This window comes from Pseudomonas sp. NPDC096917 (genome assembly GCF_044762555.1).
Classification (GTDB): Bacteria; Pseudomonadota; Gammaproteobacteria; order Pseudomonadales; family Pseudomonadaceae; genus Aquipseudomonas.
This window is the reverse complement of sequence record NZ_JBIWEO010000006.1, coordinates 227,505-240,967: the sequence shown is the minus strand read 5'-3', so window position 1 is coordinate 240,967 and position 13,463 is coordinate 227,505. Positions and strand designations below refer to the sequence as shown.

At 56.4% G+C, this 13,463-nt stretch carries 12 protein-coding genes; 1 reads left to right on the top strand and 11 read right to left on the bottom strand.

Going from position 1 to position 13,463, the window contains the following annotated elements; translation table 11 throughout:
- Positions 1-77 precede the first annotated feature (77 nt).
- The 5 genes from ACIQYF_RS09595 to xerD all read right to left on the bottom strand — a co-directional run bounded on the left by ACIQYF_RS09595 (position 78) and on the right by xerD (position 7,021).
- On the bottom strand, positions 78-2,180 hold the full coding sequence (locus ACIQYF_RS09595; protein WP_402860047.1) for a transporter substrate-binding domain-containing protein: 2,103 nt from the start codon (positions 2,178-2,180) through the stop codon (positions 78-80).
- Between the two features lie 119 nt (positions 2,181-2,299).
- Positions 2,300-3,709, bottom strand: a complete 1,410-nt coding sequence (gene thrC, locus ACIQYF_RS09590; RefSeq protein WP_402860044.1) for a threonine synthase — start codon at positions 3,707-3,709, stop codon at positions 2,300-2,302.
- A gap of 107 nt (positions 3,710-3,816) precedes the next feature.
- Entirely contained in the window at positions 3,817-5,121 is a 1,305-nt protein-coding gene (locus tag ACIQYF_RS09585; RefSeq protein ID WP_019411644.1) for a homoserine dehydrogenase, read from the bottom strand.
- A gap of 136 nt (positions 5,122-5,257) precedes the next feature.
- Entirely contained in the window at positions 5,258-5,989 is a 732-nt protein-coding gene (locus ACIQYF_RS09580; RefSeq protein WP_402860041.1) for a thioredoxin fold domain-containing protein, read from the bottom strand.
- Positions 5,990-6,124: 135 nt separating this feature from the next.
- Positions 6,125-7,021: a site-specific tyrosine recombinase XerD gene (gene xerD / locus ACIQYF_RS09575; protein WP_402860038.1), complete on the bottom strand. Its 897-nt coding sequence runs from the start codon at positions 7,019-7,021 to the stop codon at positions 6,125-6,127.
- 120 nt (positions 7,022-7,141) lie between these two features.
- On the opposite strand from xerD, the gene ACIQYF_RS09570 reads away from it, so the two are divergent.
- On the top strand, positions 7,142-8,950 hold the full coding sequence (locus tag ACIQYF_RS09570) for a cation:proton antiporter (protein ID WP_402860035.1): 1,809 nt from the start codon (positions 7,142-7,144) through the stop codon (positions 8,948-8,950).
- A 231-nt stretch (positions 8,951-9,181) separates the two neighbouring features.
- Here ACIQYF_RS09570 and ACIQYF_RS09565 read toward each other — a convergent pair whose 3' ends face one another.
- The 6 genes from ACIQYF_RS09565 to ffh form a co-directional block, all read right to left on the bottom strand.
- The gene (locus ACIQYF_RS09565; RefSeq protein WP_402860031.1) at positions 9,182-9,595 is read right to left on the bottom strand and encodes an acyl-CoA thioesterase; all 414 of its coding nucleotides are present in this window, start codon (positions 9,593-9,595) and stop codon (positions 9,182-9,184) included.
- 96 nt (positions 9,596-9,691) lie between these two features.
- Positions 9,692-10,042, bottom strand: coding sequence for a 50S ribosomal protein L19 (gene rplS / locus ACIQYF_RS09560; RefSeq protein ID WP_003440273.1), 351 nt, complete (start codon positions 10,040-10,042; stop codon positions 9,692-9,694).
- Between the two features lie 45 nt (positions 10,043-10,087).
- Positions 10,088-10,840 carry a tRNA (guanosine(37)-N1)-methyltransferase TrmD gene (gene trmD, locus ACIQYF_RS09555; RefSeq protein WP_402860027.1) on the bottom strand — a complete coding sequence of 251 codons (753 nt, stop codon included), beginning with the start codon at positions 10,838-10,840 and terminating at the stop codon, positions 10,088-10,090.
- 2 nt (positions 10,841-10,842) lie between these two features.
- Positions 10,843-11,382, bottom strand: coding sequence for a ribosome maturation factor RimM (gene rimM / locus ACIQYF_RS09550; protein ID WP_094992478.1), 540 nt, complete (start codon positions 11,380-11,382; stop codon positions 10,843-10,845).
- 5 nt (positions 11,383-11,387) lie between these two features.
- Positions 11,388-11,639, bottom strand: a complete 252-nt coding sequence (gene rpsP / locus ACIQYF_RS09545) for a 30S ribosomal protein S16 (protein ID WP_019411651.1) — start codon at positions 11,637-11,639, stop codon at positions 11,388-11,390.
- A gap of 249 nt (positions 11,640-11,888) precedes the next feature.
- A complete protein-coding gene (ffh, locus tag ACIQYF_RS09540) occupies positions 11,889-13,265 on the bottom strand; it encodes a signal recognition particle protein (RefSeq protein WP_402860022.1) in 1,377 nt (458 codons plus the stop codon).
- Positions 13,266-13,463 lie beyond the last annotated feature (198 nt).

Here is a 13,463-nt window from a genome sequence, read left to right as displayed (position 1 = left end):
CAACTCTAGTGCGATTGCCTAAGAATCGACATAAGACAAATCCTAAAAGAACGTAAGGATTTTCAAAACTAAAAATGTCACTCTTTCCGTCTCCCCCACTTTTTTTGCGCCGATAGATCAAACCAGCCGCCCACCACTCCTTCCAACTGGCCGCAATCCGAGTAGAAAGGAACTATCCAGCAATACACCTCGGTATTGAGTGTTTTGAAGGCCTCGCTGCGCTTTTGATAGAAAGGCTTTCGATTACGAAGAACCGACATAATCTCGGTGTGAAATTGCTCGGCAACGTCTGCAGGAAAAAAATCCGCCTCAGTCATGACTCGCCCGCTAATCAATTCGAGCCGAGTCGAAAAATACTCCTCGTAAGTGCGATTACAGGTGATCATTTGCGCTTCAAGCCCCTTCACAAAAACCGGACAGGGGATCGCATCAAAGCAGCGCTGCTGAAACTCGTGGTGTTTGCGCAAATTGCTTTCGACCCATTGTTCAAGTCGCAACCTTTTTGCCAAACGCCGGTTCCACACCACGAGCATCACGCCCAAGGCACTGGTCACGGCCATCATGGCGTACACCCACGGCGCGCTGAACCCTGCTGAATCAGCGGTCTCCTTGCCCACCTTATGCAGCCACTTGATCCGCAGTGCCTGCATTTCAGCCACCGGCAACGCCTCCAGACCTTTGTTCAGGATGTCGAGCAGTTCCGGAGACTGGGTCGAGACCGAGAAATTATCTGAAGACCACTGGCCGTCAACGCTCCGCCCGACTTTGAGGCGTTTTGCCAGATGGAGATAAGCCTGTGTCTCGTTCTGAATGGTGGCAATCGCATCACCGCGCTCAACCAAGTGGCGTGCCTGGATGTAGTTATCGACCATGCGCAAGTTAATCTCGGGATAATCGCGGCGAATCAGGGGTTCCAGTGCATGCTTGGCCGGCAACGCCAAAACCTGGCCTGAGAGATGAGCCAGTGAACTCAGCCGCACGTCATTGTTGCCCACCACGAAGACCCAAGGCGCCCCGCCATAGGAATACGTAAAGTTCAGAAATGTCTGGCGCTCGGCATTTTTGGACAGCGTTGTGTTCATCTGCGCCTTGCCGCTTTTAAGCATTTCCAGGGTTTGTACGGTTGAAAAACTTTCCTGGTGCACAAACTGCAAACCGGTCATGCGGGAAATACGCTCCAGAATATCCACGTTCAGCCCATCCCAGCCTTTTCCAGCCCCTTTAAAGACATACGGCGGATATTGCTGAGAGGCCACAATGACCACCGGATTTTGCTTGATCCAGGCTTGCTCCTCGGGCAGCAGCTTAATGTGCTGCTGCCCGAGGCCGCCGCCAAGCCCGGTTGTCCAGCGTGAAAGGATTAACCGCGCGACGGTGTCATCCACGCTGCTCAGCGCTCGATCAATCAATGCCAGCAACTGAGGATCATCGCGCCGGATGGCAAAAGTAAAACCGGACACCGGCAATGCGCTGTCACCCACAATGCGCAAGCCCGTGTAGGGCCTGGCAGTTTTAAATGCCCTAATAATGACCTCATTACCCACCAGCGCATCAAGGTCGCCCTCAGAGAGCGCTTCGAGTGCACTGTGCAACGTCGGCGTCAAAATGACCTCGCTTTGGGGATAAAACGCATCGGCGACCTTCTCGTCGACTTCCCCCTCCAGAAAGCCGACTCTCTTGCCATCCCACTCTTTGCCTGCTGCGGTGTCATCTGCTCGCCCCACAATGACTGAATGGTCCGCCATGTATTCCGTGGAAAAGATCATGCCTTCAATGCCGCGCTCATAGCCGTTGGCACTGGCCAGAATGTCGATCTTGCCCGAGAGCAGTGCCGCCACCGCCTGGTCGCGCTTGCTGAACCCCAGTACTTCAACCGTTGCCCCCAACTTGTCACGCACAAGGCTGAGGTAGTCGGCACTGATGCCCTGATAACGATTGCGATCGGTGACAGTGTCGATCGGCGCGTAACCGCCCAGGGTGATGCCCACACGCAACGGCCCGCGCTTTTCAAGCCATTGCTGTTGTGCGCGATCAATCTTAAGAGGGGGGAGTTCGATAAAGCTTTTGGGGAGTTTGAAAGGCAGGCCTTGGGCAGCATGGGAGACGGCACTCACGCTCACCAGCACGATTAACAGTGCGAAGAACATCCATGATTTCAACACACGATGAAAACGTGACATGACAGCCTCCTTGACCGACCGCTCGCCAGCATACGGAGGCGAAAACGGAGCAAGTTTGCCATGCAGCCACAAAAAAGCCCGTCAGATGACGGGCTTCAAAGTGCGTAAGAAAAAAACCTTTAAAGTGCCTTTCCGCGATTGCCATGCTGACTCACAAAGGCCTGTACGGCTTTCAGGTCATTGGCCAACACGGTGTAACGCTCGTCTCTTTCAAACAAGTCCGAAAGGTGAGCAGGTAGCTCTAGCGCTTTTCCTACGCCTGCTTTTTCCACGGCCTCCGGGAACTTGACCGGATGCGCAGTCCCCAGAATCACCATCGGAGTGTCCAGGCTGCGACGGCACTCGCGCGCTGCCTTGACACCAATGGCCGTGTGCGGATCCAGCACTTCGCCGGTTTCAGCGAACACCTGGGCAATGGTTTCACACGTTTGCTCGTCGTTGACAGCCAGCGAGTCGAACAAGCGACGCGCTTCGGTCCAGCGGTCTTCTTCAACGCTGAAGTTGCCGGTTTGCTTGAACGTGGTCATCAGGCCGGCAACCGCCGCGCCATTTCGACCGTGCAGGTCGAACAACAGGCGCTCGAAGTTCGAGGAAACCATGATGTCCATCGACGGCGACAAGGTCGCGTGCAAGGTGTCTTTGGCGTACTGATTACCGCTCATGAAGCGGTGCAGGATGTCGTTGCGGTTGGTAGCAACGATCAACTGGTTGATCGGCAGGCCCATATTGCGTGCCAGGTAGCCCGCAAAAATATCGCCGAAGTTTCCGGTCGGCACCGAGAACGATACTGAACGGTGCGGGCCGCCCAATTGCAGGGCTGCATGGAAGTAGTAGACGATCTGGGCCATGATCCGCGCCCAATTGATCGAGTTCACGGCAACCAGTCGCGTGCCCTTGAGGAAGCCCTGGTCAGCGAAGCTGGCCTTGACCATTTCCTGGCAGTCATCGAAGTTGCCTTCGATGGCGATGTTATGGATGTTGTCACCGAACAGCGTGGTCATTTGGCGACGCTGGACTTCCGAGACCCGGTTATGCGGGTGCAGGATGAAAATATCCACGTTCTCGCAATGCTTGCAGCCTTCAATCGCAGCCGAACCGGTATCGCCCGAGGTGGCACCCACGATCACTACGCGCTCGCCACGCTTGGCCAGTACGTAATCCAGCAGGCGACCCAGCAACTGCAGGGCAAAGTCCTTAAACGCCAGCGTAGGGCCATGGAACAGCTCAAGCACCCACTCGTTGCCATTGAGCTGGCGCAGCGGGGCAACGGCGCTGTGTGCAAAAGCTGCGTAGGTTTCTTCCAGAATTTTCTTGAAATCGGCATCAGGGATGCTGCCGGTAACAAACGGGCGCATCACCCGGAATGCCAGTTCGTGGTACGGCAGACCCGCCCAGGAAGCAATTTCTTCTTGCGTAAAGCGCGGCAGATTTTCAGGAACGTACAGACCGCCATCGCTGGCCAGACCGGCCAACAGGACATCTTCAAAATTCAGGGCCGGTGCCTGGCCACGGGTGCTGATATAACGCATTTATTCAAACCTTCGGTTTGAGCGGCAAGCGGTTTAGCGGCAAGCCGCAAGTAAAAGCACAAAGGCTTCTAGCTTGCAGCTTGGAGCTTGGAGCTTGCCGCTATCAATTAATTAAGACTTTCAACGCGGATGCGAACGACCGGGCCAACCACGCCTTGCAAGGCCTCCAGCGCGGTAATGGCATCGTTCATGTGCTGTTCCAGCACACGATGGGTCAGCAGAATCATCGGCACCAGACCGTCATGTTCTTCAACTTCCTTCTGCATGATCGATTCGATGTTGATACCGCGCTCCGACAAGATGCTGGCCACTTGGGCCAATACGCCCGGATGGTCCTTGGCCTGGATGCGCAGGTAGTAAGCGCTTTCGCACGCCTCGATCGGCAGAATCGGATGGTCAGACAGCGAGTCCGACTGGAAAGCCAGGTGCGGTACGCGGTTCTCAGGGTCGGAGGTCATGGCACGTACCACGTCCACCAGGTCAGCAACGACCGAGGACGCCGTAGGCTCCATGCCAGCGCCAGCGCCGTAGAACAGTGTCGAGCCTGCTGCATCGCCATTGACCATCACGGCGTTCATCACACCGTTGACGTTGGCAATCAGGCGATCAGCCGGAATCAAGGTCGGGTGAACCCGCAATTCGATGCCGCTGGCCGTGCTGCGCGCAACGCCCAGGTGCTTGATGCGATAGCCCAGCGCTTCGGCGTAGTTCACGTCAGCTGTGGTCAGTTTGGTGATGCCTTCGGTGTAAGCCTTGTCGAATTGCAGCGGAATGCCAAAGGCAATCGATGCCAGGATCGTCAGTTTGTGCGCAGCATCGATACCTTCAACATCGAACGTTGGGTCGGCTTCGGCATAGCCCAGCGCTTGCGCTTCAGCCAGCACGTCTTCAAACGTACGGCCCTTTTCGCGCATTTCAGTGAGGATGAAGTTACCGGTGCCGTTGATGATGCCCGCCACCCAGTTGATACGGTTCGCCGACAGGCCTTCACGAATGGCCTTGATCACCGGGATACCGCCAGCAACGGCCGCTTCGAACGCCACGATCACGCCTTTCTCTTGCGCCTTGGCGAAGATTTCGTTGCCGTGAACAGCAATCAGCGCCTTGTTGGCCGTGACCACGTGCTTGCCGTTTTCGATGGCTTTGAGCACCAGCTCGCGGGCGATGGTGTAGCCACCAATCAGCTCGATAACGATGTCAATTTCAGGGTTGGTTGCAACAGCGAATACATCGTTGGTAATGGGGGTACCGGTAATGTCGCACTGAGGGTTTGGCGTACGCATGGCAATTTGCGCAACCTGGATACCACGCCCGGCACGGCGGGCAATCTCCTCGGCGTTACGCTTTAGTACGTTGAAGGTGCCGCCACCGACGGTCCCGAGCCCACAGATACCTACTTTGACCGGATTCACGCTGAACTCCCCATAAAACGGCCGACTCAAGGTCGGCCGTGGAAAACAACCGTGGATTGCCACGGTTCTCTATTGATAGCCGGGAAGTTGAACTGCCCGGCCATGATCGTTACAGGCTTAGCGTAACGACGCAGGATTATTTAACACTGAGTGCCAGCTTGCCAACCTGCGCAGCTGGCTGATAGCCCGGAATCACCTGCCCATCGGCCAAAACGATGGCCGGCGTGCCGTTCACACCAATCGACTGCCCCAAGGCGAACTGCTTGGCCACCGGGTTGGCGCATTTTGGGGCGTCAACCGTTTTGCCGTCAGTCATCTTGTCCATGGCGCCTTTCTTGTCCGCGGAACACCAGACCGCTTGCAGTTGCTGGTCGCCCGCAGAGCCCAGGCCCTGACGCGGGAACGCAACATAGCGCACTTCGATGCCCATTTTGTTCAATGCCGGGATTTCGCCGTGCAATTTGTGGCAATACGGGCACGTGGTGTCGGTAAAGACGGTGATGTGTGATTTGGTTTCGCCAATCGCCGGGTAAACCACGGTTTCAGCCACCGGAATGCCGTTGATCAACTTGGCGACGCCGGAACGCTCAGCCTTTTCGGTCAGGTTGACCGGCTTGCCGTCCTTGAGCTGGAACATGTAGCCCTGAACGATGAATTGACCATCGGCACTGGCGTACAGGACGCGGCTGCCCTGGAGCTTGACTTCGTACAGGCCGGACAGCGGGCTGGCGCTGATGCTCTCGACCGGAACATCCAGTTGCAGCGTTTCAAGGCTTTTGCGAATGGCTTGTTCGGCACCGGTGTCGGCGAAAGAAAAGGTACTGACCAACGCAATGGCTGCGGCGGCAAACATGTGGATCAAGCGCATGTGAACTCCTGAAGGCGGACAAACGGCCAAACCTGAATACCCGGATCTAAAAGGGTTTTGGCGGCTCGCTTTCGAAACCGGCAAAGCCTACCACAGATGACCCGCAAGACCGACTCTGGCGGTGTGTCATCTGTCTTAACCCCGCGGGTGATGAAGGGCGTGCAGATCTTGCAGGCGCGCACGCGCGACGTGGGTATAAATCTGTGTCGTGGACAGGTCGCTGTGCCCCAGCAACATCTGCACCACGCGCAAATCGGCACCGTGGTTGAGCAAGTGGGTGGCGAAGGCATGGCGCAAGGTGTGCGGGGACAGCGACTTGTCGATACCGGCCACCCTGGCCTGATGCTTGATCCGATGCCAGAAGGTCTGGCGGGTCATTTGCTCGCCACGCTGACTGGGGAACAACACATCGCTGGGGCGCCCGCTCAGTAATTCATGACGCGCATCGCGCATGTAGCGCTCGACCCAGACAATCGCCTCCTCCCCCATCGGTACCAGCCGCTCCTTGCTGCCTTTGCCCATCACCCGCAAGACACCCTGGCGCAGATTGACTTGCTCCAGCGTCAAGCTAATCAACTCGGTCACTCGCAGGCCACAGGCATACAGCACCTCAAGCATGGCGCGGTCTCGTTGACCGATGGCATCGCTCAGGTCCGGGGCGGCGAGTAATGCCTCTACATCAGCCTCTGACAATGACTTGGGCAACGGCCTTCCCAACTGCGGCATATCAACCTGCAAGGTCGGGTCGACGGCAATCAGCTTTTCACGCAATAAATAGCGATAGAAACCACGCGCCCCGGACAAAAAGCGCGCGGTCGAACGCGGTTTATAGGCCTGATCAAGACGCCAGGCCAGATGATCGAGGATCAGCTCGCGTCCGGCATCAATCAGCTCAATCCCACGCTCCTGCAACCAGCCATTGAACAGGGCCAAATCACTGCGGTAGGCATCGCGGGTATTATCCGACAGGCCTTTTTCCAGCCACAAGGTATCCAGAAAACGGTCGATGAGGGGGTTGTCGATAGCAGGCATTGGCACTCGTACAGCACGGCCCGCAAGCCGCGCATAAATAAAATGTGAACTGAAAAATCGACCGCTAGTCTTTCATAGCCAGCTGACGCCATAAACCCCATGTTCTTACAGGATCGCACTATGACCGAACAACAGATTCTGCTGTCCTTCGGCGGTATCGGCATTGCAGCCCTCGGCTCTCAATGGCTGGCCTGGCGCCTCAAGTTGCCAGCTATTCTGTTTTTGCTGCTGACTGGGATAGTGGTCGGGCCGGTTTTAGGCTGGCTGGACCCTCAAGCGCTGTTCGGCCCCATGTTGATGCCGCTGGTTTCTCTGGCCGTGGCGTTGATTTTGTTTGAAGGCAGCCTGACCCTGCGCGTGTCAGAGTGGCGTGAAATCGGCAGCGTCGTGCATAGACTGGTGACCATCGGCGCGCTCTCGACCTGGGCAGTGATTACCCTGGCCACGCACTGGCTGCTGGGCTTTGACTGGCTGCTGGCCTTGCTGTTTGGCACCCTGACCCTGGTCACCGGCCCCACAGTGATCGTGCCGATGCTGCGCGTGGTGCGGCCCAAAGCGTCGATAGCCAACATCCTGCGCTGGGAAGGCATCGTCATCGACCCGATCGGCGCCCTGCTTGCAGTGGTCGTTTACAGTTTTATCATCGCCCGGGGCTCCGATAACGGTCTGAGCCAAAGCCTGCTGACCTTTGCCGGCGTCATTGTGTGCGGCAGCCTGTTCGGCATCATTGGCGGCTGGATCATGGGGCATATCGTGCGCAAGCACTGGCTGCCGGAATACCTGCAAAGCCTGGGGACGCTGGCAGGCGTGCTGGGGATTTTTATTGCGGCCAATGAGGTGATGCACGAGTCCGGCCTGCTGGCGGTGACGCTGATGGGCATGTGGATGGCCAACATGAAAGGCGTGGATGTGCGAAACATCCTGCACTTCAAAGAAAACCTGAGCGTTTTTTTGATTTCCGGCCTGTTCATTCTGCTCGCGGCGCGCCTGGACTTAAACGCCATGATCGGCCTCGGGCCTGCGGTGCTGGTGTTGCTGCTGATTATTCAACTGATCGCCCGCCCGCTGAACGTGCTGCTCTCTACGTTAGGCTCAAAACTGAGCTGGCGAGAACGTGCATTACTGGCCTGGATTGCCCCGCGCGGGATCGTTGCGGCGGCCGTGTCAGCGATTTTTGCAATTCGACTGAACGAAGCGGGCCATGAAGGTGCGCTGCTGCTGGTGCCCCTCACCTTTGCAGTGATCATTGGTACCGTGGTGCTGCAAAGCGCCACGGCCCGCCCGCTGGCCCGCCTGCTCAAAGTGGCAGAGCCTGCACCCAGCGGTTTTTTGATTGTGGGCGCCAACGGCCCGGCCCGTGTCATCGGCAAAGCACTGCAACAACTGGGCAGCCGCGTGGTGCTGACCGACTCCAACTGGGAAAACATTCGTGCAGCGCGCATGGACAATTTACCCACTTACTTTGGCAATCCGGCTTCACAACATGCCGAGACGCACCTTGATTTGGTGGGACTGGGGCATTTGCTGGCCTTGTCAGCGTCAGGTGAGCTGAACACGCTGGCCGCCGTGCGCTTTCTTCATGAATTCGGGCCCCGGCGAGTGTTTGCCTTGGCCAACGTTCAGGACAACCGTCGCTCCGATAAACACCGTGCCAGCCATGAGTACCGCGGACTGGCGCTGGGCAATCCGGCGTTGACCTATGGGCAGTTAGCCAGCGAGATGAGCCAGGGGGCCGAGTTGTACAGCACCAACTTGACCGACAACTTTACCTGGGAGGATTACCAGAGGCTGCACGGCAAGCGTGCCACCCTGCTGTTTGCCCGTGACAGTAATGGCTGGGTGCATGTGCTAACACCTGAGAGTGAGCTGAAACCGGGGACGGGGTGGACGCTGCTGGCGTTGATCCGACAAGACACTAAACCTGACTGACAAGGCCGCGGAAGCCCCCACCGAGCCGCAGCAGTTGTCGAGCCTGCGAGGCTATGTCCGATTGCGAAGCGATCGTAAACACTAAGTGCAAGGTTGAACTGACATACCACAGTGTTTGTTTTAAGACTGCTACGCAGGCTCGGCAGCGGCTACGGGGGGGGGGCGCGAGGCGTAACAGAAAGATCAAATCGGCTGCATCGCTGGCAAGCCAGGCTCCCACAAAAAAAAACGTTACTGCGTAAATCCTGGCAATACCGGCACCGGGCGCTTGTCGTCGTCAATGGCAACAAAACTGAACAACCCCTGAATTGCCAGTTCACGACCATCACTGCTCATGCTTTCGACAAAGACCTCAACTTCTACCTTAAGGCTGGTGTTGCCTACTTTAACCACACGACCAATCAACTCGACAATCGAGCCCGCAGCAATCGGGTGGTTGAAGTCGATACGGTCAGTCGAGACGGTGACCAGCGGCAAACGGCAAAAACGTGTCGCAGCGATGAACGAAACTTCGTCCATCCAGGCCAACGCAGTGCCGCCAAATAGGGTGTTGTGGTGGTTGGTGGTCGAGGGGAATACCGCTTTAGTGATGCGGGTGACGGACAGTTCGGTACGGCGTTGAATCTCTTGCTCACGCGAAGTCATGCTTTTTACTACCTACAACTGGACAAAGGTCTGACAAATTTCAGGCAACAAAAAAGCAGCCCGAAGGCTGCTTTTTTCTGCATCGGGAAGCTGGACTTAAGCCAGTTTTTCCTTGATGCGAGCTGCTTTACCGGACAGGTCACGCAGGTAGTACAGCTTGGCTTTACGAACGTCACCGCGACGCTTCACAGCCATGCTGTCGATTTGCGGGCTGTAGGTCTGGAAAGTACGCTCTACGCCAACACCGTTGGAGATTTTACGAACAGTGAAAGCACTGTTCACGCCACGGTTACGCTTGGCAATCACTACACCTTCGAAAGCTTGCAGACGCGAACGATCGCCTTCCTTCACTTTCACCTGAACGACAATGGTGTCGCCCGGGGCAAAAGGAGGGATCTCTTTGGTCATCTGCTCTGCTTCGAGTGCAAGGATGATTTTGTTAGTCATGCTGTGCTCCTAAGGTAGATCGTCTGATCTACCATCGATACGTTGTTAACTATCGTCCCGCGCGAGGATATATTCCTCGAGCAGCTTCTTCTCTTCTCCAGAAAGCGAGCGGCTTTCCAGAAGATCGGCGCGTCGTTCAAAGGTCCGCCCACGGGACTGCTGTAAACGCCAACGCCGGATGTGTGCATGAGTGCCACTTAGCAATACGTCGGGAACACGCTGATCCGCATACACCTCCGGTCGGGTGTAGTGCGGGCAATCCAGCAGACCATCCGTAAAGGAATCTTCCTCGGCGGAGTCCGCATGCCCTAAAGCTCCAGGCAGCAGTCGTGTAACCGCATCAATCAGAACCATCGCCGGTAGCTCGCCACCGGAAAGTACATAGTCACCAATCGACCACTCTTCATCGACATAAGTGTTTATAAAACGCTCGTCGATGCCTTCATAGCGACCTGCAATGAGGATTAATGCTTCCTCATTCGCCAGCTCGCGTACCGCCGACTGATTCAGTTGACGGCCTTGGGGCGACAGGTAAATAACCTTCGCCGCCTCTCCGGCTGCTTCTCTGGCCTGGACCAGTGCATCTTCCAGAGGCTTGATCTTCATCACCATGCCCGGACCACCGCCAAATGGGCGATCGTCCACAGTGTGATGTCGGTCCGTTGTGTAGTCTCGCGGATTCCAACAAGTGAGCTGCAAGAGCCCTTGTTTCACCGCACGACTAGTGATGCCGTAGTCGCTGATGGCGGAAAACATTTCGGGAAACAAACTGATCACTTCTACGCGCAATTTAGCCACGCTTAGAAGTCCGCATCCCAATCCACCTTCATCTCGCCCGCTTCCAGGTCGATGCTCAACACGCATTGCTCTGTATAGGGCAACAAGCGATCACGATCGTCCAGGCTACCTGGGCAAGGTTTGACTTCCATGACATCGTTCGAGCCAGTTTCCATCAGATCAACAACCTTGCCGAGCAATTGCCCTTCGAGGTTGGTCACTTTAAGACCCTGCAGCTGGTACCAGTAGTACTCGCCTTCGGTCAGCTCAGGAAACAGGTTGCGCGGCACGCAGATCTCAAATTCGCGAAGAAGACCTGCTTCATCACGATCATCAAGACCCTTGAGCTTCACGACCAGAAACTTGCCGTTATGAGAACGGCCACTGACCAGCTCTGCCTGTCGTACATCATTGCCGCGCCGAAGCGTCAGCTTTTTGTAGTCCAACAGGTTATCAATTGGATCCGTAAAGGAATAAACCTTCACTTCGCCGCGCACGCCGTGAATTGAGTAGATTTTGCCGATAACGATCAAATCATCAGCAGTTTCAGGCGTCACGCTCATATTGCTCAGGCCGCAGCCTTAGCGTTTTCTTTAACCAGCTGAGCAACACGCTCAGACAGTTGAGCACCAACGCTCAGCCAGTAGGCGAGGCGGTCTTCTTTAACGGAGAAACGAACTTCTTGACCACGAGCAACCGGGTTGAAGAAGCCAATTTGTTCCTTGTGGGAACCGTCACGTGGGTTACGGCTGTCGGTAACGGTCAAGTGGTAAAACGGGCGCTTTTTGGAGCCGCCAAGGGCAAGACGGATTGTTAGCATGTGAACATCGTTCCTGTAGTCGGTGCTGCAAATCTAAATGCACAGCGGGCATAGGTGCCCGAAAGGCCGCATATTCTAAGGAATATCCGGACTTTTGCAAATGTCTTTTTCTGGCGCCTGCTCGACGCGCAATAAAGATCTGCTGTAAAGCCGTCACGAATGACGACAAGTCGGCTCCCGCACGTGCGGGTTTGCCGGGTGTCCCGCATTGCTGCGAGGTACCCGAACGCAAGCGCTCGGGCAGGTAAATTACATTTTTGGCATGCCGCCGCCAGGCATCATTGAGCCCATGCCGCGCATCATTTTCGCCATTCCGCCTTTGGCAGAGAATTTTTTCATCATTTTTTGCATCTGCTTGTGCTGCTTGATCAAGCGGCCGATGTCCTGCACCTGCGTGCCGGAACCCATGGCTATACGACGCTTGCGCGAACCGCTGATCAGATCAGGGTCACGGCGCTCGGCCGGCGTCATGGAGTTGATAATGGCTTCCATTTGCTTGAACTGCTTTTCTGCTGCGCCTTGGGCATTGCCCATTTGCGCCAGATTCACACCGCCCATGTTCGGCAGTTTGTCCATGAGACCACCAAGGCCGCCCATGTTCTTCATCTGTTGCAGTTGATCGCGGAAGTCTTCGAGGTCGAAGCCTTTGCCTTTCTTGAGCTTTTTAGCCAGTTTGTCGGCTTTGTCTTTATCGAGCGTCTGTTCTGCCTGCTCGATAAGGCTGAGCACGTCGCCCATGCCCAGGATGCGCGAAGCAATACGATCCGGGTGGAACGGCTCGAGCGCGTCGCTCTTCTCGCCCATACCGATGAACTTGATCGGCTTGCCAGTGATCGAGCGCACAGACAGTGCCGCACCGCCACGGGCATCACCGTCGACCTTGGTCAGGATCACACCCGTCAATGGCAGCGCATCACCAAAGGCCTTGGCCGTATTGGCGGCGTCCTGACCGGTCATGGCATCGACCACGAACAGGGTTTCTGCAGGTTTGACCGCCGCGTGCAGTTCCTGGATCTCGGCCATCATCTCGGCGTCGACGTGCAAACGACCGGCGGTGTCGACGATTACGACATCAATAAATTTGAGCTTGGCTTCATTAATGGCCGCTTGCGCGATGGCCACTGGCTTCTGGCTGATATCGGACGGGAAGAACGTAACGCCCACTTCGCCCGCCAGGGTTTCCAGCTGCTTGATCGCGGCAGGACGATACACGTCGACCGAGACCACCATTACGGTTTTCTTTTTGCGCTCTTTAAGGAAGCGCGCCAGCTTGCCAGCCGTGGTGGTTTTACCCGCACCCTGCAAACCGGCCATCAAAACTACAGCAGGCGGCGTCACATTGAGGACCAGGTCCTCGTTGGCGGCGCCCATCAGGCTTTCGAGCTCAGCCTGGACAATTTTCACAAATGCCTGACCCGGCGTCAGGCTGCGCGACACTTCTGTGCCGACTGCGCGCTCTTTGACCGAGTTGACGAAGTCTTTGACCACTGGCAAAGCCACGTCGGCTTCCAGCAACGCCATGCGCACTTCACGCAGGGTGTCTTTGATGTTGTCCTCGGTCAGCTTGGCCTTGCCGGTGACATGGCGCAGCGTCTGCGAGAGACGATCGGTTAAATTTTCAAACATGCGCGATCCTTTCAGGCCCAAAGTAGACCGGGGTTATTGCGGCCCAGCCCGTGTAAAACTGACGCTCGGCGAGCCTGCGGCGTGGGCAGGTCGCGGATTATAGCGAAGACTGCGCGCGGCGGACACCTTGCCGTCGCTTAAGTGGTCTTTCGTGTTAAGGCGGTTGTATGCCAAACTCAGCCCTTTCGGGCTTGCCTA